Annotated in this window: 21 protein-coding genes; 10 read left to right on the top strand and 11 right to left on the bottom strand. The window is 36.3% G+C overall.

Translation table 11 applies throughout. The features are described from left to right. Window positions 1-470: 470 nt before the first annotated feature. The 4 genes from D5R40_RS14115 to D5R40_RS14100 form a co-directional block, all read right to left on the bottom strand. Window positions 471-776 (bottom strand): type 2 periplasmic-binding domain-containing protein, encoded by a 306-nt coding sequence (locus tag D5R40_RS14115; protein WP_205127449.1) that lies wholly within the window; start codon window positions 774-776, stop codon window positions 471-473. After that, window positions 769-2334 carry an IS200/IS605 family accessory protein TnpB-related protein gene (locus tag D5R40_RS14110; RefSeq protein WP_124154784.1) on the bottom strand — a complete coding sequence of 522 codons (1566 nt, stop codon included), beginning with the start codon at window positions 2332-2334 and terminating at the stop codon, window positions 769-771. Before D5R40_RS14110 ends, D5R40_RS14115 begins: the two co-directional genes overlap by 8 nt. Before the next feature lie 689 nt (window positions 2335-3023). Beyond that, window positions 3024-3683, bottom strand: a complete 660-nt coding sequence (locus tag D5R40_RS14105; protein ID WP_124146030.1) for a hypothetical protein — start codon at window positions 3681-3683, stop codon at window positions 3024-3026. Between the two features lie 271 nt (window positions 3684-3954). Continuing rightward, on the bottom strand, window positions 3955-5886 hold the full coding sequence (locus tag D5R40_RS14100) for a carbamoyltransferase family protein (RefSeq protein ID WP_124154783.1): 1932 nt from the start codon (window positions 5884-5886) through the stop codon (window positions 3955-3957). 327 nt (window positions 5887-6213) lie between these two features. Here D5R40_RS14100 and D5R40_RS41045 point away from each other — a divergent pair, with 327 nt between their 5' ends. Both D5R40_RS41045 and D5R40_RS14095 read left to right on the top strand, forming a co-directional pair. After that, window positions 6214-6336 (top strand): hypothetical protein, encoded by a 123-nt coding sequence (locus tag D5R40_RS41045; RefSeq protein ID WP_275670407.1) that lies wholly within the window; start codon window positions 6214-6216, stop codon window positions 6334-6336. Window positions 6337-7014: 678 nt separating this feature from the next. Next, the gene (locus D5R40_RS14095) at window positions 7015-7548 is read left to right on the top strand and encodes a tetratricopeptide repeat protein (RefSeq protein WP_124154782.1); all 534 of its coding nucleotides are present in this window, start codon (window positions 7015-7017) and stop codon (window positions 7546-7548) included. Between the two features lie 334 nt (window positions 7549-7882). Here the strand turns inward: D5R40_RS14095 and D5R40_RS14090 are convergent, their stop codons facing one another. Next, complete coding sequence (locus tag D5R40_RS14090; RefSeq protein WP_124146033.1) at window positions 7883-8434, bottom strand: hypothetical protein; 552 nt, start codon at window positions 8432-8434, stop codon at window positions 7883-7885. Between the two features lie 374 nt (window positions 8435-8808). On the opposite strand from D5R40_RS14090, the gene D5R40_RS14085 reads away from it, so the two are divergent. From D5R40_RS14085 to D5R40_RS14075, 3 genes are all read left to right on the top strand, one after another. Further along, the gene (locus tag D5R40_RS14085; protein ID WP_124146034.1) at window positions 8809-9036 is read left to right on the top strand and encodes a CP12 domain-containing protein; all 228 of its coding nucleotides are present in this window, start codon (window positions 8809-8811) and stop codon (window positions 9034-9036) included. 61 nt (window positions 9037-9097) lie between these two features. Next, window positions 9098-9394 carry a Mo-dependent nitrogenase C-terminal domain-containing protein gene (locus tag D5R40_RS14080; protein WP_124146035.1) on the top strand — a complete coding sequence of 99 codons (297 nt, stop codon included), beginning with the start codon at window positions 9098-9100 and terminating at the stop codon, window positions 9392-9394. A 301-nt stretch (window positions 9395-9695) separates the two neighbouring features. Next, entirely contained in the window at window positions 9696-10235 is a 540-nt protein-coding gene (locus D5R40_RS14075) for a helix-turn-helix domain-containing protein (protein WP_124146036.1), read from the top strand. Window positions 10236-10273: 38 nt separating this feature from the next. Here D5R40_RS14075 and D5R40_RS14070 read toward each other — a convergent pair whose 3' ends face one another. Continuing rightward, window positions 10274-10456: a hypothetical protein gene (locus D5R40_RS14070; RefSeq protein ID WP_124154781.1), complete on the bottom strand. Its 183-nt coding sequence runs from the start codon at window positions 10454-10456 to the stop codon at window positions 10274-10276. A gap of 17 nt (window positions 10457-10473) precedes the next feature. Here D5R40_RS14070 and D5R40_RS14065 point away from each other — a divergent pair, with 17 nt between their 5' ends. Further along, complete coding sequence (locus tag D5R40_RS14065; RefSeq protein ID WP_124147257.1) at window positions 10474-11121, top strand: transposase; 648 nt, start codon at window positions 10474-10476, stop codon at window positions 11119-11121. A gap of 493 nt (window positions 11122-11614) precedes the next feature. Here D5R40_RS14065 and D5R40_RS14060 read toward each other — a convergent pair whose 3' ends face one another. Both D5R40_RS14060 and D5R40_RS14055 read right to left on the bottom strand, forming a co-directional pair. Then, window positions 11615-12697 carry an SGNH/GDSL hydrolase family protein gene (locus D5R40_RS14060; protein WP_124146037.1) on the bottom strand — a complete coding sequence of 361 codons (1083 nt, stop codon included), beginning with the start codon at window positions 12695-12697 and terminating at the stop codon, window positions 11615-11617. A gap of 473 nt (window positions 12698-13170) precedes the next feature. Next, window positions 13171-14094: an NAD(+) kinase gene (locus D5R40_RS14055; RefSeq protein ID WP_124146038.1), complete on the bottom strand. Its 924-nt coding sequence runs from the start codon at window positions 14092-14094 to the stop codon at window positions 13171-13173. A 762-nt stretch (window positions 14095-14856) separates the two neighbouring features. Between D5R40_RS14055 and D5R40_RS35220 the strand changes: the two genes are divergently transcribed. From D5R40_RS35220 to D5R40_RS14045, 3 genes are all read left to right on the top strand, one after another. Beyond that, the gene (locus tag D5R40_RS35220; RefSeq protein ID WP_161564637.1) at window positions 14857-15015 is read left to right on the top strand and encodes a hypothetical protein; all 159 of its coding nucleotides are present in this window, start codon (window positions 14857-14859) and stop codon (window positions 15013-15015) included. A 19-nt stretch (window positions 15016-15034) separates the two neighbouring features. Continuing rightward, window positions 15035-15244, top strand: a complete 210-nt coding sequence (locus D5R40_RS14050; protein ID WP_161564638.1) for a helix-turn-helix domain-containing protein — start codon at window positions 15035-15037, stop codon at window positions 15242-15244. A 459-nt stretch (window positions 15245-15703) separates the two neighbouring features. Then, the gene (locus tag D5R40_RS14045) at window positions 15704-15922 is read left to right on the top strand and encodes a hypothetical protein (protein WP_338043223.1); all 219 of its coding nucleotides are present in this window, start codon (window positions 15704-15706) and stop codon (window positions 15920-15922) included. Window positions 15923-16864: 942 nt separating this feature from the next. On the opposite strand, the gene D5R40_RS14040 is transcribed toward D5R40_RS14045, so the two are convergent. The 3 genes from D5R40_RS14040 to urtE form a co-directional block, all read right to left on the bottom strand. Next, window positions 16865-18613 carry a hypothetical protein gene (locus D5R40_RS14040; RefSeq protein ID WP_124146039.1) on the bottom strand — a complete coding sequence of 583 codons (1749 nt, stop codon included), beginning with the start codon at window positions 18611-18613 and terminating at the stop codon, window positions 16865-16867. A gap of 97 nt (window positions 18614-18710) precedes the next feature. Beyond that, window positions 18711-19925 carry an RNA-guided endonuclease InsQ/TnpB family protein gene (locus D5R40_RS14035; protein WP_124146040.1) on the bottom strand — a complete coding sequence of 405 codons (1215 nt, stop codon included), beginning with the start codon at window positions 19923-19925 and terminating at the stop codon, window positions 18711-18713. A gap of 224 nt (window positions 19926-20149) precedes the next feature. Then, window positions 20150-20902 (bottom strand): urea ABC transporter ATP-binding subunit UrtE, encoded by a 753-nt coding sequence (urtE, locus tag D5R40_RS14030; protein WP_124146041.1) that lies wholly within the window; start codon window positions 20900-20902, stop codon window positions 20150-20152. Window positions 20903-20965: 63 nt separating this feature from the next. Between urtE and D5R40_RS14025 the strand changes: the two genes are divergently transcribed. Further along, the coding region (locus D5R40_RS14025) for a DNA-binding protein (RefSeq protein WP_124154779.1) at window positions 20966-21405 on the top strand (440 nt) is incomplete at its 3' end.

The following is a 21405-nucleotide window of genomic DNA, read 5'->3' as shown; positions in this document are numbered from 1 at the left end:
CCTTTTTGCATACCACAAAATTATCAATTTGTCAAATTGCTAAAAGGTCAAATGTAGGGGTGAATGGCATTCGCCCTTAAATTATTAGACTGGAGCGAGGCAAATCAAATGGCGGACAAACCCTTGACCTCAATATTGCTGAAAGATGTTTGTTTAGTACCCATAATTTTTTTTCCTTAACTGTTGGACAATAGTTAGCGTTTCATAAAAAGGTGACAAGAATTATCAAAGTTACCGAAGAATAATAGTAAGCGATCGCTTTAGTAGACTAAAAAATATGAGAGTAAGCGATCGCTCATCCCTCTGCTGCACTGAATTGTGAAACTGGATAAAGGCAAACCAAATTGCCGACAAACCCTTGACCTCAATATCAACGTTAATATTTGATCATGTATTAGCAATCTGAGTCAAGGGAATTTTATTAAGTTCAGAAAGATTTTCTGCACAGCGATCCATAATTTGTTCTTCATCTATAGTCGATAGACATCTTTTTCATCTTTAAGCGGTCTAATTTTAAATGTTAAGTTACGCTTCTTCTTTTCATCTTCCAAATTTTTTTGGGTAGTAGTTTCTGTCTGAACACAAATTACCTTACCATTTAGATCATTAAGTGACTTTACTTCACTATTTTTTCGCACAAAAATACCCTGTCCATCATAAAAAACTATTGGACCAAACTCCATATTAATTGATACATCCCTCTCTACACCTTCTTGAAAACTAGACAAAGCTAGACATTTGCTATCTGGTGAGGTGCAAATGATTTTATTACTCACCCGTTTCAATGTGTACTTGCTGTGAAAGTTGATGTTCCGCCCACAAACTATGGGTTAGGATACCCTCAAGGGCTTTCCTCCATTGAAAAAGTTGAGTCCTCCGAATACGATGTAGTTTAATAAAACTAGCAACTCGCCTCCAATGACTCCAATCATGTTTGTTGACATCCTCTGGTCTCAACAAACACTGTGGTATTTTTTCTGATAATTTTAAGGCTCTACGGCCAATTACTAAAGCAGCAGCAGTGCCACTATTCAGGCCATACTTAGCCATGTAATTAATCATTCCAATTACGCTGGTAAAAGCTGGATTGACTTTTATTAATTCAACCCCAAATCTTCTACAACGTGACTCTAAAGCTTCTCTAAACATCCCTGTAGACAAGTTAGAAAGCATCTCATTATAAACTTTACCTTCCTCGCTCATCTTGGATTTTTTCTTGGTAAAATCCAGAGACTCAATAGCAATAGCACATTCAAAAAATTCTGCTAATTTCACAACTTGGCAAACAATATTTCTCATTGATGCTTGTCGTTGCCCAGTAGTTTTATTCTTCCATTGGTAAGGTATTTCTTCTAAATATTCAATATTTCCATCCCATTTAACATAAGCAACTGAAATTGATTCTGCATTAAAATCAATACCTATACAACCATTTTTCCTTGTATGAACTACTGGAATTTCTGGTACATAAGTAGAAAGATGTACATACCAATTATCCTGTTTATGCTCCCTGCGAAAAATTTGAATTGTGATTGGTTTTAAACTATTTATTGCATAATCTAAATCTGTTGCTCTATATCTGCCATCCCTATCTGAAACTGAAAATTCTAACTGTATTTTCTGACCATATTTATCCTGTAATGGTCTAGGTAGTTGAATTTGTAGTTGATATAATCCATTCTCTTGTAATGGGAAAACTTTGAGCATAGTTCCACCCCCTGGCTGAGATTTTCCTACACAGAAAAATCTGCCTGAGCGTTTTTTTCTCCAATCTACGCCCCATTCTTCTTGGGTTTTATATCCATTTTCTGCTAAATTATGTTGAGCATTAAATAATTTCTGTGTTCCAAAACAAATATGTAAACGTTCTGTGTTTTTTAACTGCTTTAATTTTAGTTTCAGACTTGCTATTTTCTGAATTTTACTCTTTAAACCTAGCAATTGATGACAAAATTTATTTCTGGCCTGTATATGCGGAAAACCTTTTTTTGTTGCTAATTTTAATGTTTTTTCTAGTTTAGTGATGAGTTTTTTGGCAGCAATTGTTTTAGCTTGTATTTGTAACTCTAATTTAGTGATATTGTTATTCTTAGCTGTTTTTAATTGGCTTAAGCATTGAGTGGCTTCAGTGGCAATTGAATCAGCCCATGCCCACTGGATATTAAACCGCTTCATTAGACGCTTTTCTACTTCTGATTCTGACAACTTCTCAGTTTGTATCCAGTTGACAGCAGACCGTTTCCAGGATTCATACAATTTTCCCAGTTCCTCAAAAACAGGATGATATTCAATTTTTGCTTCTATCCCTGTTAAAGAACCGTGAGATTTGGCCATTACTTACATTGAATCACTTTACTTAAGATTAGCTAAGGTTGTCAATAATATTTGCTATAGCAATGTTTCTGGGCTTACACCTAAAGCTCCTGCGACCTCACCTTCTAAAAATCTAGACAATCCTAAACACGCTCTTCATCGGTGACTAAAAGCGATTTTCCGACTCACCTGTCCATAAGTCTACTGGCAAAGAAGGTTAATGTTCCGCTCAAGCACATTGAGTTTAGGACTCCCTCTGGGGTTTTCATCAGAGATGAAAAGTCGAGTGCAAAACACTCCATAATCGTTGCTAAAATCCTCTGGTCTTAGCAGACGTATGTAATAGTAACACAGATTAATGGCGTAAAAACATAAACATTTTGTAGATATAAGTCTTGGATAGTCTATATTTTTAAGCTTTAGCAAGCAACAGAGTTCTTTGAGTACTTTGCCTGGGTGTGGTGGGTTATACATTTTCATTTTTAGAATATGCAAAGCATTCTTGAGGAAAAAGCATCAGCTTAACACACAAAAATTAAAATAAACAAGACTTACGGAATGGCACTAATTACAGTGGTTATATCAGCAATAATGACCAAATTATACACTATATGTGGCGGTACTGCGTAAGTCCTCATAAAGATGGTGCATTACATTTCATTAACGCACCTTACTGACACAAGACGACTGCTTACTGGTCAAACTTAAGACTACTTCATGGGTTTGCGACGAATAAACACAAAACTAAGACCCACACAGGCGAAAACGAAACTAGGTTCAGGGACATCTTCAGGTTCAATTTGGAAAATAAAAGTATCCAAACTACTTGAATTGCGATCATCATATTCAAATGTAGCAGCAGCAATTGGGGTTGATGAAGTAATTCCAAGGAAACCACTACCGTTCCGAGTTACTGATTGAATCAAATTTCCATTAATATCAAAAACACTAAACGTCACATTACCAGGAGTTATAACCTCACCACCCACTGCAAAAGCTTGAGATGGACTAACGAAGCCATTAGGTGTTTGTGGATCAACAAAAAAAGCTCCCAATGCTGGCGAATCAAATCCAAAATTGCCAACAAGTACAGCATCAGTTCCACCTAGTTGAGTACCAGGCTTGTTGTCGTTACCAAAAGGAACACCCAATCCAGCAGCTCCTTCTGCAAAAACTACACCCAGGTTTGCATAGACTTGTTGAAATGGTTCAGGGTTAAACGTTCCAGCTTGAACACCTGAAAACGTTGCACCTGTACCAAAAGTAAAATCGAGAGTCTCTGTAAATAAGATATCTATTGGAGAACTCAGAGATGAGTTAAATTGGCTACGGTTTGTGAAAGACAATGCACCCGCCGGTTTAGCTGCCATAAGGGGAATTGTGATACTTGTCAAGATTGCACATTTTAAAGATAAGCTTGCTTTCATTTGGCCTCCTATATTTCACTTTCTTGTTCTAGAATGGATATAATTGGACAACTATCTAACTCAAAAGATTTCTTGAAAAGAGTGTACTCTAAAAGAGTATACTGCTTATCTAGCGTTTTGGTTAAAGTTAAAAATTGTTTAACTCTGTTTGAGTGGCAATATAACTAATCCACTCATAACAGGCTAATTTTAACTTTTGAATTTTGATTTAATTTCAATCCAACTCAAATTCCTCTTTCCAAGACTCATCCTTTTCCCAAGGAATCTGCTGGCTCTTACTCATCAAAAAATTTTCCACCACCAAATAATCCATCTCTGTCCGCATAAAACACCGATAAGCATCTTCGGGCGTACAAACAATTGGTTCACCTCTTACATTAAAAGATGTATTCACAATAACTCCACATCCTGTGAGCTTCTCAAAATGCCGAATCAAATCATAATACCGAGCATTAGTTTCCTGATGAATAGTTTGAATTCTCGCCGAATAATCAACATGAGTAATTGCCGGAATTTCCGATCGCGGCACATTCAATTTCTCAATTCCAAATAATTGCTTTTGCTCCTCTGTCATCGGAATCAACAAATTCTCTTGCACTGGAGCTACCAACAACATATAAGGACTAGAATGTTCAATATCAAAATAATCTGAAACCCGTTCTGCCATAACCGAAGGAGCAAAAGGTCGAAAAGACTCCCGATACTTAATCTTCAAATTCATCACCGACTGCATTTTTTGATTCCGGGGGTCGCCAATAATAGACCGCCCCCCCAAAGCGCGGGGTCCGAATTCCATCCGACCTTGAAACCATCCCACCACGTTACCATTATCTAAAATTTCTGCTAACCGTGGCATTAATTCTGTATCTGGCAAATATTCATATTTTGCCTGAATAGCATCTAGATATTCCCGAATTTCCTCATCTGCAAACTTCGGTCCGAGATAAGCACCTTGCATCATGTCATTAGGAGCGCGACAAACAGGAGGTTTTGCCACAGAAACAGCAGTATTTCCAGACTCCACAGAAATTAATTCCATTTCTGGAACATTCTCAACAACCTTTTCTATTACCCGTGGTTGATCGTGATATTCGTACCAAATAGCTAAAGCAGCACCCAACGCACCACCAGCATCTCCCGCTGCAGGTTGAATCCAAATATCTTTAAAAATTCCTTCCCGTAAAATTTTACCATTCGCCACACAATTGAGAGCAACTCCCCCCGCTAAACAAAGGTAGTCAGCATTCAGTTCTTTTTGCACCGTTCGACTCAGACGCAACACTACTTCCTCAGTCACCCTCTGAATAGAAGCAGCAATATCCATTTCTCGTTGACTAATTTTAGTTTCCGCTTTCCGAGGAGGTCCGCCAAACAATTTGTCAAACTTCTCATTAGTCATAGTCAACCCAGTCGTATAGTTGAAATATTCCATATTCAACCGGAAAGTACCATCAGCTTTTAAATCTATCAGATTATTTAAAATCAAATCCACATAATTAGGTTCTCCGTAGGGAGCTAAACCCATAAGTTTATATTCCCCAGAGTTGACTTTGAAACCAGTGTAATAAGTAAAAGCTGAATAGAGCAAACCCAACGAGTGAGGAAAATCAATTTCCCACTGGGGAGTCAGTTTATTGCCTTCTCCCAACCAAACCGAAGTAGTCGCCCATTCACCAACTCCATCCAAACACATTACCGCAGCGCGATCGAACGGACTCGGAAAAAATGCCGAAGCAGCATGAGCTTGATGATGTTCGGTAAACATCAGTTGGGGAAGATGGGATGCTTTGCAGTTACCCAATGTAGATAATTCTTTTCTTAAAACCGTTTTCAAATATAATTTTTCTTTCAACCAGATCGGCATTGCCATCAGAAAAGAGCGAAAACCTTTAGGAGCATAGCTGAGGTAAGTTTCCAGAAGTCGCTCAAATTTAATTAAAGGTTTGTCGTAGAAAACTACTTGGTCTAGGTCGAGTAATTCTATATTGGCTTCCTTCAGACAATAGGAAATAGCATTTTTCGGAAATCTGGCATCGTGTTTTTTACGAGAAAATCTTTCTTCTTGAGCAGCGGCGATAATTTTTCCATCACATACGAGGGCGGCGGCACTGTCGTGGTAATAGGCTGAGATTCCCAGGATGTTCATATCTATAACTTTTTTATCCTCACAAATGGCCTTTTATCTGGTTTTGGCCAAAATTTAACTAAAATATCTTCAAATTATAGTTCATCAAAGTATACTCATCTAGTTACCTTGTAAAAATTTAGACAATACTAAATTAAGTTCTCCATCATTGAGGGGATAATGTATTGCTGGCAAGTTGTATTGATCGCCGTCTACCATAAAAATTTAATTCAGTCAATTTAGAGAAATTACCACTTCTAAAATTAGTTACATAATTAAGAGCGATCGCTAATATCAATTCTCAAAGACTTTGGTATATTTGAGTTTGCTATTTATAAATACTATATTATGAATAATCCCTCTAAAATTAAAAATGAAAAACTTAGTTTAACAGAATTACTATCAATGGGAAGTGATGTTTTACAGAGAAACTTAAAGGCTTTCCTAGTAGTAGTTTCTCTAATATTTTGATTTTTTTATATCATTGATAAGTTAGCTGATTTTGCTATTGTACAAGTGGTACTTTGGGTTTAAAATAACTCAGAATTTCAAAATAATCTTTTAGAAGCATTCCCAAATTTTTCTTTACATCCCATATTCTTTGTGTTATTTTTTTTATGCTTTTTGACCTTTTTATTAACATTATTGATCTTGATATTATTTATTTATAATAGCTACTTAATAGCCATATCAACTGTTACAGAAAATTATGTACTAGAAACAGATACTAATTATCATAAAATAATCAAAAAAATATTTACAAGCTTTATCTCCCTTTCTTTCCTACACTTTAGATATTCTATCAACTCTGTTATTCGCTATTTTTTACTATTAATCCCAGGTATAATTTATCGAGTAAATAATCAATTCTATTGGCTGGCTTTTATTCTTAGAAAAAAAAGGGATAAAACAGCTCTTTTTTACAGTCGTTTGTTGGTAAGTAGTAATTTCTGGAAAGTCTTCTTTTTAATTTATTTATTACCGATTTTTTTCGGGATTGCTTATTCTATTCTTTCTTCTCGTATTTATGAAATACTATATAGTATCTCTAGTAATATTTCTTTATAAAATGTTTTTTTAGCTTCATTATTTTCAGAAATTTTAGGAATTTTAAATTTATTTTTCTGCTTACTTTTCTACTTATCTATTATGATTATAGGGGATACTGCTCAAATATTATTATTTCTTAACCGAGATTTTCTTCTCAATCTAGATTTGCAGAAAAATTTGCAGAGAGCTGTAATTAATAATCGCCAAGGAAATTTTCAACAGGCAATTGCTAATTACACAAAAGCGGTTGAACTTAATCCCTATTATCCTATAGCCTATAATAATCGGGCTAATATCTACAGTCATATTGAAAAATATGAACAAGCCTTAGCTGATTATAATAAAGCAATTCAACTTAATCCTAATAATTTTAAAGCTTATATTAACAAAGGTTTAGTTTATTATAAGCAGGGAAAATATGAACAAGCATTAGTTCAGTATGATCGAGGTATTGAAATTAATCCTAACTATGCTTTTGCTTACTATAATAAGGGTTTAGTTGATCAACAAAAAGGAAATAAACAACAAGCTATCAAACATTTTTTAAAAGCTGGCAATTTATACAAACAACAAAAAAATAAAGTGTTCTATCAAAAAACTCTTAATCAATTAAGAAAGTTAAGAAAAAATTAGATATAGGAACTACAAGTTTCGAGTTTCAAGCTTAGAGTCTTTAAAAGACCTTGACAAGGATGTAGGACATAATTTTAATATATTTTGTACTGTTATTATGAACCTATAAAACTATTGTTGAAACTCTTAAATTGAGCTAATGGAAAAATCGTGAAAATTATTCAAAATCCTATTATCGATATAGACTCATCCATCATCCTTATAAAAAGACTTTAAATAAATTTTTACTTCTGTGCCATAGTCAAGTAAGTTTAATTTTAGCGATCGCTCGCCTTTATTTTAACTAGCTATCAGCTTTTAGCATTCAGGATAAAAATCAACCTACAAAATTATTCTACTGCTGCAAAGTAGCTGCAACTTCTGGCAAAGACAACAACTTTTCATACAAAACATTAGCAAAAAATTCATTGCCAAATACAGAATAATGCCCATCACCTCCCAAGAATACTATTTCTACTTTGTCATTAGACATTATGTTTCTAAATTCAGCAATTAGATAGATATAAATTATGTTGCGTTTCTCTAACTCTACTTGTAGATATTGTCGCCAAAAATTAGATTCATTTCCATAATAGTCAGAACGAGTAGGTAAATAAACCACTACCAATTTACTATTTTTATCTCTATTTATTTCTGCCAAATCCTCAAATATTTTCATGGCTATAGCAGGAGTTTTTGTAACATATTGATTATCAGTTTCCAACTTTCTCGGAAACAATGTTTGCCAGAGACCTAAAAATCTTAACTCTTGAATATATCTGCTGCCTTCTCTAATTTTTGGAAATAAAAAAGCACCTCTAGGCACAGGAAAATTATGATTAACTAACTCCCCATTTTCTAAATACAGTAATGGTTTTCCATAACCAAAAAACTTTGCACTTTGCATCCGTAAAAAATCATCAGTAATAAAAGCAAATATCTGAATGTTATGCTCAAACTTAGTACCATCACGTTTGTACCATAAATAAACTTGGTCAACACCATTTAAAGTGTGTCAGTCTACTAGGAGGAATTACTACCTTAAATTAGTTTTTGAAAATAAAAATTAATTACTGAAATAAAATCTGGTTATACAGCGATCACGCAACTACATTATCAAATATTCTTTCTCTTCAGACTATTAACTCTTCATTTAAAGACATTTGGTTGAGAAGATAAGCTCTGCCTATAATTGATAAATATTTTTTATATAAAAACTATCTTGTAATCTGTTTTGATTATGTGTATATTAAAAGTATGAAGTAAAGCAGAGCAAAAGATATGTTTAGTAGCAGTTCAAAAAAGTCAACGATAACAACATTTACACGGACATATTCAGCCACGAATTTACAAGATATAGACAGTGCTAAATCTCCAATTGCTTGGCAAATATATGAAGAGTTTTTAGGCAGCATAGCTAATCAGCAGAAACATCAAATAGCTTCTATGTTTAATGATTACTGTAGACAAAATCCTCATGCTATTGAGTGCAGCATTTACTCATCATAATTCTCTTGGTTTTAACTATATATCATCATTACAATTAATTCAAAATAATAGGAGTAAAAAAATGCAAACTACTACTAATAATTGTCCCCAAAACCCCATTGATGTTTTGCTACAAACTTGCCGTAATTTTATAGAAAATATAGATATTAATAATCCTGAATTTGCCAGAAAATTATGTCAATTGATTCCGGCTCAATGCCCATTTGCCAGAGATATTAAATTCTTTGGTCGTACAGTTTTGCATATTCCACCTCTATGTAAACTAAATCCTTTTTACTATGAACTAATTAGTTTACGTTTTCGCGCCCTAACTTTCTTAGCTGATGTTTGTTTAGAAGATGTTACTCCTTATTGTTAAGCAGAGGGAAGAAGGAAGAAGGAAGAGGGAAGAAGGAAGAGGGAAAAGGGAAAATATTGCTTTGTCTGAATTTTCAGCTTTTGATCTGTTCTAACCTTTTCTTCGACTGCTATAACTACTAGTGCAGGATGGCAGAAATAAGTGACCAGTAGGAGCAATGCCCTCTTCCTGAGATAGAATACTCAGAGGTGCGATCGCATCGGAGAGGCCAGCCCCAAAAAGTGACCACTAAAAAAAAGTGATTTATGAAGTAAACTAGAATTTGTGGAAGCCCAATCAATAAGCCCAGTCAACCCCATGAATGAATGCCTATCCCCAAAGCTCAATCCATAATCCTGTCGCCAAGACAGAAAAGCCTACTGCAAGTTTTACCCTTCAGACCACCAATTCCTATGGCCTGGTCAGAAGGGTAAAACTCATCCTAGCTGCTGCCTCTGGAACCAACAATACAGCGATCAGTGAACAACTACAACTACATCGAAGGCAAGTGAGGCAGTGGCGAAAAAGGTGGTTGGAGGCTTCTGAACAACTTGCAATTGCTGAAACTCAACAGGTGAGCGACAAGAAGTTAAGGAAACTGATAGAAGAGATTCTCAGTGATGCTCCCCGACCAGGAACAACCAAATTTTTCTCCGTGGAACAAGTAGTCCAAATCGTAGCAATGGCCTGTGAAGACCCAAAACAATCTCAAAGACCAGTGAGTCATTGGACTCCAAGGGAGCTAGCAGAAGAAGCCATAGATAGAAGGATTGTGGAGAAGATTTCACCCCGCAGTGTGGGGCGTTTTTTAAAAGGAAGCGACTCTACAACCTCATCGTCATCGTTACTGGTTAAACTCTAATCCCTCTGACCCAGTAGCTTTTCGCGACCTGGTTAAATCTATCTGTCAGTTATATCTGTCGGCCCAAGAATTATATCATGTCCGTTTATATCGTTTGTGTAAACCCAAGGGTGAATATCTACAGGAAATGATGGTTTTTTCTTGCGAGGGTAGCCTTCTTTCCTCTTCCCTCTTTCTTCTTCCTTCTTCCTTCTTCCTTCTTCCTTACCTTTGCTATACAAGACCGATGCTACCGGACATGATATTACTCGAAAAAGGAATTCATCTGATTAGTACCGATGAAATGACGAGTATCCAAGCTAATGAGAGAATTTGCCCCACTCAACCAATAGAGCCAGGACGAGTCGAACGCAATGAGTTTGAGTACATTCGCCATGGCACTCAATGTCTACTGGCCAACTGCCATATTGCCAAAGGACAAATCATTACCCCTTCAATTAAGGCCACCCCCACAGAAGTTGATTTTCTGCAACACATTGAACAGACTATCGATACTGATTCTGATGGAGGATGGATTTTTCTTGTAGATCAACTCAATACTCATAAATCTGAATCATTAGTCCGTCTTGTGGCTCAAGGTTGTGGTATTCAGACTGATTTGGGGGTGAAACAGAAATCAGGTATTCTCCAGTCTATGGTAACTCGTGCTGCTTTTTTGTCTGACGAGTCTCACCGGATTCGCTTTGTTTATATCCCTAAACATACTTCTTGGCTGAATCAAATTGAGTGTTGGTTCTCTATTTTGGCCAGGCGTTTACTCCGGCGTAGCAGTTTCTCTTCCACCTCAGACCTCAAGCAGAAGATACTGAATTTTATTGACTATTTCAACTGTACTCTAGCCAGACCTTTTATCTGGAAATTTCAGGGGTTTTCAGAGGATGATTAACCAGATTCAGATTCATGGTCATACTGACTCAAGGATCCAACTCAATGCCGATCATTTTTAGCTTGGCTATTGACCATTTATTTTACGATCGCGATCACACTTCTGAGTATTCTATCTCAGGAAGAAGGCATTGCTTCTACTGGTCACTTATTTCTGCCATCCTGCACTAGACTGCTATAACTACTAGACATCTCCAAAAATCAAAAATAAAATCAATTCTTATCCATAAATTATCAATTATTTCTCCCTGTTACCCGTTGCCTGTTGCCTCTTTTCTGGAGATGTCTACTCTAGAAGAGACAAAATAGCTAAAATCTAATTACTAATAACTATTAACACCATAAATCATTCCAAAACTCAGAGCTAATACCAAAATGAGGTACACCTATCTTTATTTTTTCTTTCCTGTCCCCTGTTCCCTGTTCCCTGTTCCCTGTTCCCTAAAACAAATGAATTTTTTACCTCACCATTATGGGAATTGCTATAACATTTTCTACTGCTGTAAAATAACTGCAACTTCAGGCATAGATAATAACTTTTCATACAAAAGATTAGCAAAAAATTCATTACCAGATACAGAATAATGCCCATTACCACCTAAGAAAGCAGTTTCTACTTGTTCATTTGGCATTCTCTTTCTAAATTCAGCAATCAAATCAATATAAACTATGTTTCGTTTTTCTAATTCAGCCTGTAGATATTGTCGCCAAAAACTAGATTCATTCAGATAATAATCAGAATATATTGGCAAATAAACAACCACTAACTTACTATTTTTCCCTTGATTAATCTTCGCCAACTGTTCAAAGATTTTGATAGCTATAGCAGGAGTTTGAGCAACATATTTATTGTCAGTTTCCATTTTTCTAGGAAACAATGTTTGCCATAGATTTAAAAATCTTAACTCCTGAATATATCTGCCACCTTCTGTAATTTTTGGAACTAAAAAAGAACCTCTAGGCACAGGAAAATTATGATTAACTAACTCCCCATTTTCTAAATACAATAATGGTTTCCCATAACCAAAAGACCTTGCCCGCTGCATCCGCACAAAATCATCAGTAATAAAAGCAAATATCTGAATATTATGGTCAAACTTAGTACCATCACGTTTGTACCATAAATAAGCTTGGTCAATACCATATCCCCCTTGACCCATATTAATAGTTTGTAAACGTTGATTGATAGATGTTAATAATTGACACCATGTTTGGTCATTACTAACACCCCATCCCATTGTAAAAGAATCCCCAGAACAAATTATCCTAACTTTATTAGGGGGAATATTAATAGTAAAGTCTTCATTATTTCTGAATGATTGAGAATTTGTCCGAAAATATATCCCCTGACCATACATATTTGGAATATCAGCATTAGGAATATTCACCCATCCTAATAACTCATCATATTGAGTGTGGCGTATTTCGCTGATTGGTTGAACTTTACTGATTTTATAAAACAGTAAAATAATGCTAGATAGACCTTCAACCAAGCTTAATATAAGCAAACATAAAATTAGATTAATTGAGACAATTTTGAGGTTTTTTTTTGTCTTACTTAAAGCATTTTTGACCATCAATATTAGAGTTTTGAAAATAGGGAAATGTGAGGTATATAGAGGACAAATCGATTTAATTGAGACAATTTTCAGAATTTTTTTTGTCTTACTTAAAGCATTTTTGACCATCAATATCAGAGTTTTGAAAATCGGGATATGTGAGGTATCTAGGGCACAACTTTAGCAAAATTTTATTCAGTAAAAGAAATTCTTCTTGACCAAAAAAATTTGGTCTCAAGCCTCCCTTTTTAAGAGGATAAAAAGCGGTCGAGAGATGGCGAGGTTTCCATTCCCTCCGGGACGCTTTTCTTTACAGAATGCTATCGCAAACGCGTTAACCTGGTTGTGCGCTAGCAAACGCCATATCTAATCGACCAAGAGAAAAGAGAATATTCCTTGTGTTAAGCATAAGGGTTCAGCTAGAGGTACTGTGAGCGTAGCTGCTCCGGAGGAGGCTAACTGATAACTGGAGATCACCTACTATCTACCACTTAACTACTACGATGCTCATTATTGTACTTAATTCTGGCACCAGCCCATTGTAGTTTTTCTCTAAGAGTCTGGAAAAATGAATAATTTTCCCGCAAAATAATAAACTTAGCCTGACAATCTGCCATACGCACATCCACCCGTTGTCCAGGCCAAATAGCAGTAGATAGAACTCCATCTGCCCAAAGTTTAGTAGTTAGATCGTGCTCCTGTAGAGGCCAAACACTAACTATACAACCAGGAGGAAGTACAATAGGACGACTAGAAAGACTTAAAGGACAAATTGGAGTAACAGAAATAGAAGCCATACCAGCGTGCATAATTGGTCCATTAGCAGAAGCAGTATAGCAAGTAGAACCAGTCGGACTAGCAACAATAAGTCCATCCCCTTGATATTGGTCTACTACTTCACCATCAACTTCTACTTCCAAAATAGAAGTGGGCATCCTGTCAGCAGAAGCAGGTTTAATACAAAATTCATTCAAAGCTAAAAAGCGATCGCTTGATGGTTCGAGGTTAGTGCGATCGCCATTAAACACTGCTGACTGTAACATCATTCGCAGTTGTACAGCATAGCGGTCTTCAAATAACCTATCCCATACCTTCTCTGTATCCTTAAAATCTTCAAAACTTTCTGTCAAAAATCCCAAATGTCCTCCCACATTAACTGCCAACATTGGAATACCTAGAGCTGCTAAATGTCTTGCAGCAGCTAAAGCACTACCATCTCCTCCTAAAACCACTGCTAAGTCAATTTTATGAGTGCTAGAAGCAAGAAAAACTGGATATGGATTATCTTGTGGTCCACTAGGCCCCATTAACACTTGACAGCCTCTATCTTCCAACTGTCTAGCACATTGTTCTGCATAATGCTGACTCACATCATCTTTGGCCTTATGAGCAATAATTACTCGTTTAATGTCCATAGTTAATATTCTAGATTTTAGATAGAGATTGGCAAAATCTCTGCACCACTGAATCATTGTATAGCAATAACTACGGCCTTTAGGAGTTGGATAATTGCTCTGTTATGGCAGAAGGAAAAAAGAAGAAGGAATCAGGAAGAAGGCGTTTAGTTATCTAGGGGAGAAGGAAAAATCTTGTATTATCTGAGTTTGATTAAATCTAATATAACTACTGTAGAAGGCTCATAGGTAAAAGATGTGTGAAGATTTGCATGAGTTTGATCAAGGTTAGACAAATAATACTGTAAGTATTTGCCTGCTTGACTTTCATATGTTTTTGAAGTGGTAAAATTTGTGTTTACTCTGTAAATGCAACTAGAAATTATAACTTTTCTGGCAAAATCATCTGCTTAAATCTGGTTAATTTGTCACTTCCGCAATATTTTATATAAAAATAATTGCCAGAAAAAAAGCCTGAAAGCTATATACAGAGAAGTTTTATTTGGCGTTAAAATCAAAAAAACTAGCAGATTAAATACGTGCGAGCACTTACGCTATTTCCACTATAAATATATTATCAATTCAGTGCGATCGCTGAAGCTATTTCTAGAAGTAGTGCAACAAAGTGGAAGCAGCGATCGTAAATTCTCATAAATTGCACGAATTTAAAGCAAATATGGCCAATTATAGCGCTGCACGCAAGTCAGAAGTCAGAAGTCATAAGTAGGCAGGCAAAAAAGTTGTAAAATAGCCTAGTCGAGTAGATGGAGGAAAATTTATAGTGTGCCAGCCCCTTTAAGAGTACATTTGAGTGAAGCTGAAGACAAAGAACTGCTGGAATTCCAGAAAATTGAGGGAATCCCCTCAAGAGTGAGAGAAACAGCGGAAATAGTTCGACTCAATCATCATGGATGGTCTGTAGCAGCGATCGCTGCTATATAAAAATAAGTCACCTCACACCGTGAGAAACAGTCTTCACCGTTGGTCAAGCCAAGGTTTTGAGGGACTGTGGGAAAAGATAGGTAGAGGAAGAAAAGCCAAGTGGGTTGAAGAAGATATAAAACATATAGAGATTTGTTTGGAAAAAGATGAACGAACCTATAATGCGGCTCAATTATCCCGAAAACTATCTCAAGAGCGAGGAGTGACTCTCAGTAGCGATCGCTACTGAAAAGTCCTCAAAAAAAGGGGTGGCGTTGGAAAAGGACAAGATATCAACAACCTTCCCCCCCCAGATGCTCAACAAAAACAAGCCAAAAAAGCTGACGCACGAATGGTTATTGTGGTCTCACAGTGCAGGAGAGATTTGCCTAAAATTCCGTAAAGGAATCCGGTTTTTGTATTTGGAGTCCCGTCAGTTACAGTTATGCTCGTTGTGGACAGCAAAAACTCCTCAAACAGACAAAAAAACGGGGGGAAAGGTTAAATATTCTAGGTCTTTATGCCATCGGAGTTAGTTTTGATGATGGACTAAAGTTAGGTTCTTTTAAAGGAGAATCTTACCTTAAGCTAATGGACTGGCAAGCTCAACAAGCCTCTCAAGGTTTTGAGCAGACGGGACAAATCACAGTAATAGTTCAAGATAACCATTCTATACACCTGAGCAAAAAAATCAGAGAACGTTGGAGTTATTGCCATGCCCCAAGGATTATTTTTCTTCCAACTGCCCAAATATTCCTCACAAATGAATCTGATTGAAGCACAGTGGCATCAACTTAAAACACATGAACTAGCTGGTCGGATTTTTGAAGATGAATATGATTTGGCGATGGCTGTTATAGAGGGTGTAGAAGCTCGCGCTCAACAAGACCAACATACCACAGAACGTTTTCTATTTAATTCTGCCTAGCTACTTATCAAATCCGGTAGCATCGGTGTAATTATTTGGGGATGGGGAGATGGGGAGATCGAGAAATATTTGGTAATGGTTGAAGATGAAACATTTTTTTATACCGAATTAAACGGATTTGAGATCAGAAGTAATCCCTGACGCTCGTTTGAGGATTTATCAATGTCCTAACCTATTTGCGTAGTGCTATAGTATACTAAAAATTATTTCAAGTAAAAAGAAATTCCATAGAACATCCCTAATATTATGTTTGTAGTTGGGCTTTAGCCCTTTAAATACTTACAGTGTGTTTCGTATCAGTGAGATACACCCGTAGCGGGCAAGATGCGCGCACTAAAAAGACTTTATCATTAATATTTGTATCTCATATACCAGCAATCTGCTGTATCTTATTGCTCAAACCCAACTACAAGTTTAATTTAACTTTTCTACCGTAAACGTAGCTCCCCCGAAGGGAGAACATGATATAAAACCTAATATCATGTATGGTTGAATTATCCAGACTTGATGAACCTATCCCACTAATAGGATTTTTGCTAAAAAACCTAAATATTTTGAGAGTTAAAAATGAAAAATTAAGCTTTTCAAGAACATTTTACTTAAACAAATAAGCTTGTTAAAAATAGTGGAATAGGTCCAGATCAAGCCTAAAACCTATCACCTTCTTCATAGTAGGGACATTCCATAGAATATCCGGCGTTGGTAAAGCGCGTGTATGATATTAATCTTAATTCTTTAGGAGTCAACCCACCCGCGCGCCCCTCCCAAGAGGGGGAGTCAGGAGGACCGAGTCAGGAGGGAAGAAAGAAGAAGAAACCCCGAGTAAAAGGAGAAAGTTTTTTGGTCGCGTAAAGGTCACGGAGTTCTATCGCGATCTTATCCAGACATGATATCATACCTCAAATTACCAACGCCGAATATCCCTACAACCTACGACCTACTTCAACGTGGCCAAGAAATTCTAGTACTAGCAGCAATATAACGAGCTACAGCAGCAGCACCATAACGATTTAGATGACTGGGGTCAAAGAAATATTCATTTTTGGCGAGTTGAGGCTGATATAAATTGAAATTTAGGAATGTAAAACCATTTTCTCTTGCTCGACTCTGCATCCACTGATGAAAGTCTTCTTCAGCAGACCAACGCACAGAATCTAAATAACTATCAGAAAGAGGTAAATTAACAAAAACTAAAGGAATATTGCGAGATTTAGTAAAATTAACAACGGAAGTTAAAGCTGTAGCCTGAGTACCCCCAAGATAAAAACCAGCATAGTCGCCATCATAAAGCCCTGCTACATAAGGTCGTCGCTGATAATAATAGGAAGGATTAAATCGCCCATCCATTGGTAGAAACCCATTAGCATCAATAGCATTGGCAACATCGGCGATCGCTACTGTTTGTACAGGTTGAGTAGAATATTGAGGATAAGATGTTAAGTTTGAGGAGTTTTGCGATAGGGGTTTATAAGAATATTGGGTAGTCTTAAAATAGTCAGGATAAAGAATATTAGAATTATTTCCTACTCCGGTATTTCCTCTGTTGGTATGCGTTCCCTCTGTTGCTGCAAGTTCCCATAGCAAGGTTTCCTTACCTGGCTCCCACTGCTTGCTTCTGTCACCGACGCGGAGTCCCACCGCTGTTGTCTGTTCGCTATAACTAACTTCCATTGCTTCTCCTCGCGATATCTCAAAAGGAGAGTATGGAGGTGCAAATACATTATAAGGTTTGGGAAACTGATAACAGGTAGAAGCAAAATTAGACTGAGCGCGAGGTAACTGAGGACGAACACCAGAAAGTAATTTTCTTTTTCCCTCAGAAGCAACAATTGAATTATAAGTTCGATCTACTCGTCCACTATTAAAAGCTCGTACTCCATCCGCCCAAATAATTAATTTTGGCAGTTGATTATTGCTCAAAAGTTGACGCAGTTGAAAGTCTACTACTCTAGCAGTTGCCCCATTAATGCTAAAGTTAAATATGTTTAACGGACGATAGCCTTTAGCTACTAAATATTGTTGTAGTTGTTGCGGATCGACCCCATATAAAGCACGGGAACTACCCACAATTAAAACATCTGGCGGACCGACAGTAGCAACGAAAGACAGATAAAGTTCTAACTGAGTGTCGAGAATATCACTATTGAAGGAAACAGGATTATACTGAGAACGTGCAGAAGCTGCTTGTTTTTGAGAGTAAGCTAAGTTTCTCATATACTCAGCAACTTTTTTCTCAGCAAAAGCACGTCTAGGGTTTCCTGGTGGTACAGCTTGCATCCAAGCAACTGCCTGTACCCATTCTTGGGCAACCTTATCCCACTGTTGTTTAGTTCTCGCGGACTGAGCTAACTGTGAGGCTTTTGTGGCAAACCTAACTGCTTGACTAAACGGGTCTACAGAAGCACATTGAGTAGCATTGGCATTTTGAGAGACTAGAGAAATTTTTGAGTTATTTTCTTTGGCGGAAGTTAAATCACAGTTATTAACTGATATAAGATTTTTCTCTGAGGTAGGAGATATTTTGCTCTGAAAATGTTGAGTGGGAATACATCCAACAGTTAGGGTTAGCAAAATAGTTGCCGTCAAAGATTTAAGTAAGCTAGATGAAAGTCTAGCATTATGGAATTGATTTTCTATATTTTGTTGCCAACTACGTTCAGGAGTGGCATCGGATGAATGGATTCTAGTCATCTAGACTCCTCTCCAAATCTATATATATATAATATTTGTGTTGACACTCGCCCGTTAAATCAGAGATTATAACAGGTGATTCTTGCTTCAAGAACTCTTAACTAGATAACAAATCAAACAAGTTGAGTTGTACCCCTGTCAGACCGTTTCCACAAGCTTTTTCTTTAACGGTATGCCCTACCGCTATCAATCCTCTATTCTTAATTATTTTTGCTGCAGCTACATCGCGATTTTCTTGATAATTACAATGGCTGCAATTATGCTTTCTATCAGAAAGTTTTTTCTTCCCTATATGACCACATTTAGGACATTCTTGAGAAGTATAATTTTTGTCTACTTTGGCGTAATACTTACCTCTTTTCCAGCAAATATAAGGCAATATTTCATTAATAAATTGACCGATACCAGAATCTAAAGATTTTTTTCTCACAATACCTTTAGACCAAGATTTGAAGTTAATATCTTCAACAAAAATATTATCTGTTAAATCGCAAATTTGATGGGCTAGTTTGAAATGCCAATCTCGTCTAGCATCAGCTATTTTTTCATGTAACTTAGCTATTGTGTTCTGAAGTTTTAACCAATTATTTGACCCCTTCTTTTTTTTCTTAAGTCTTCTTTGCAGCAATTTAAGCTCGCGCAGTTGACCTAACAAAAACTTAGGAGATTTGATTAACTTTCCTGTTGAAGTAGCAACAAAACTTTCGATTCCGGCATCAATACCTAATGACTTATTGCCTACGGGATTATCTGGAACTGACTCTGATGAAGAAAAGGTAATCATCAAATAATAACCAGTAGCTTTTCTAACTATCCTAGCTTGTTTAGCTTGAAAACTTTCTGGATATGGCCTACTTTGTTTAATTTTAATCCACCCTAGCTGAGGCAGTTTAACTCTACTATTACCTAGACAGTTTTTCAGCATTGCTGGAAAGACAAAGCTTCTCAACTTTTTCTTAAATCTAGGGAAGCCTTTACCAAGAGATTTCATCTCATAAAATGCTCGGTCTAAAGTTTTTAAAGTTTGTTGTAAAACTTGAGCATTAACTGATTTTAATCTAGGATGAATTTTCTTCGCTATTGTTAGGTTTTTAGCTTGATGATTGTAATTAGGATAAGGTGCATCAGCAGGGATAATATATTCAGTTAGGATTGAGCAACTATTAATTGCTACTTTCCTTGAACTTAACCAATCTTTACGCTCTCTCAGAGCATAATTATACACAGTTCTACAAACATCAAGAATCTGGTTTATTTCAGTTTCTTGTTGTTTGCTTGGTTTAAGTTTGTACTGGTAAGTTAAAGTAATCAAAGATTAAAAATCAAAGGTTAATAACTATCTATATTATAACTAATACTATTCAGTACTAGGATGCAAGCCAAGTATTTCTACGGCTTTCTGGGGTGGAACATAACTCATAATTCTATATTGACATATAAGACTTTATGTGAACAAATATTAGCAAATCAAGAATATTTAGTCAACCCCTACTGAGAGTAGAAATTATATGACTCACCAAGTAAACAAATTTGATATTAAACTGCTAAAAATTTTTGGATTACTTCTTGACTTAAATCTGTAGTATTTCCTGATGCCACAATTCCTCCTTTTTGCATTGCATAATATCGGTCTGCTTTACGCACAAAATGGAGATGTTGTTCTACTAATAAAACAGAAATACCTCTACTTTGAATAATATTTCTCACCGCTGTTTCTATCTCTAAAATAATAGAAGGTTGAATACCCTCAGTCGGTTCATCTAACAAAAGTAAATTAGGCTGACTCATCAATGCACGAGCGATCGCTAATTGTTGTTGTTGACCACCACTCAAATTTCCTCCCATCCTAGATAACATTGTTTTTAGAACAGGAAATAATTCAAATATTTCTTCGAGTATTTCATTTTTTCCTTTTCTATCTTCTTTTCTTGCTTCTAAACCAAGCAATAAATTTTCTTTGACTGTTAACCTAGGTATAATTTCTCTACCTTGGGGTACATAACCAATACCTAGACGAGCGCGTTGGTCTGGTCGGAGAGTGGCGATCGCTTTACCCCATAAATTAATTTTTCCTGTCCGTGGCCTGAGTAGTCCCATTACTGTTTTGAGTAATGTTGTTTTGCCCACTCCATTTCTACCGATTAAACATACCATTTCTCCAGGTTTTACGGTTAAATCAACATCGCGCAAAATATGACTTTCTCCATAAAATACATTTATATTAGATACTTGTAAGGTGGTATAATCAATTTGATTTTGTCCAGCTTGATTGGGTAGATTAAAATTCATAATTTTTTGATGTTTTTTGATTTTCTATTTTAATAAAGTAAAAACTATAGTGCTAGAGTAAAAATGACTATCATTGGAACTAGAGAAGCAGCTTTTTTGTTGGGTATTTGTTGTCAACGAGTGAGAGTACTTCTTGCTCAAGGTAGAATCAAAGGGGCTTACAAGCGTAAAGGATTCTGGCAGATTCCTCTATATAATAGAATGCCTGTTGTTATACCAGGAAAAAGAGGTCCTCAAGGTGTTTGGTGTAAGGGGCTACGACAAGCACCAACGAGGATTCATGTAAATCAAAGGAAAATTAAAGCTAATGGTAAGAGAATCAAAAACGATCCTCTGATGACTCCTGAACAACTGGTACCAGTAATCACTATGAAAGCAGGAGAGCGTAATGATTTGGGTTATCAAATGGAAATTCATGGTGAGTGCCGTATAGTATATCAGCCTTACAACCATAAGGGGGTTGGTAAGGGGGTGCTGGTTTCCCCACTCCTCCACAGGGTGGG

Source organism: Okeania hirsuta, assembly GCF_003838195.1.
GTDB lineage: Bacteria > Cyanobacteriota > Cyanobacteriia > Cyanobacteriales > Microcoleaceae > Okeania > Okeania hirsuta.
The sequence above is the reverse complement of the archived record's forward strand: the minus strand, read 5'-3'. Positions and strand labels throughout refer to the sequence as shown.

Bases quoted from the DNA above. Each gene is read 5' to 3' on its own strand.
- D5R40_RS14065 (WP_124147257.1), top strand. From the start codon at position 10,474: ATGATATTACTCGAAAAAGGAATTCATCTGATTAGTACCGATGAAATG.
- D5R40_RS14055 (WP_124146038.1), bottom strand. From the start codon at position 14,094: ATGGACATTAAACGAGTAATTATTGCTCATAAGGCCAAAGATGATGTG.
- D5R40_RS14110 (WP_124154784.1), bottom strand. From the start codon at position 2,334: ATGGCCAAATCTCACGGTTCTTTAACAGGGATAGAAGCAAAAATTGAA.
- urtE (WP_124146041.1), bottom strand. From the start codon at position 20,902: ATGAATTTTAATCTACCCAATCAAGCTGGACAAAATCAAATTGATTAT.
- D5R40_RS14095 (WP_124154782.1), top strand. From the start codon at position 7,015: ATGATTATAGGGGATACTGCTCAAATATTATTATTTCTTAACCGAGAT.
- D5R40_RS14075 (WP_124146036.1), top strand. From the start codon at position 9,696: ATGAATGCCTATCCCCAAAGCTCAATCCATAATCCTGTCGCCAAGACA.
- D5R40_RS14085 (WP_124146034.1), top strand. From the start codon at position 8,809: ATGTTTAGTAGCAGTTCAAAAAAGTCAACGATAACAACATTTACACGG.
- D5R40_RS14105 (WP_124146030.1), bottom strand. From the start codon at position 3,683: ATGGCAGCTAAACCGGCGGGTGCATTGTCTTTCACAAACCGTAGCCAA.
- D5R40_RS14060 (WP_124146037.1), bottom strand. From the start codon at position 12,697: ATGGTCAAAAATGCTTTAAGTAAGACAAAAAAAAACCTCAAAATTGTC.
- D5R40_RS14090 (WP_124146033.1), bottom strand. From the start codon at position 8,434: ATGCAAAGTGCAAAGTTTTTTGGTTATGGAAAACCATTACTGTATTTA.
- D5R40_RS14100 (WP_124154783.1), bottom strand. From the start codon at position 5,886: ATGAACATCCTGGGAATCTCAGCCTATTACCACGACAGTGCCGCCGCC.
- D5R40_RS41045 (WP_275670407.1), top strand. From the start codon at position 6,214: ATGAATAATCCCTCTAAAATTAAAAATGAAAAACTTAGTTTAACAGAA.
- D5R40_RS14040 (WP_124146039.1), bottom strand. From the start codon at position 18,613: ATGACTAGAATCCATTCATCCGATGCCACTCCTGAACGTAGTTGGCAA.
- D5R40_RS14080 (WP_124146035.1), top strand. From the start codon at position 9,098: ATGCAAACTACTACTAATAATTGTCCCCAAAACCCCATTGATGTTTTG.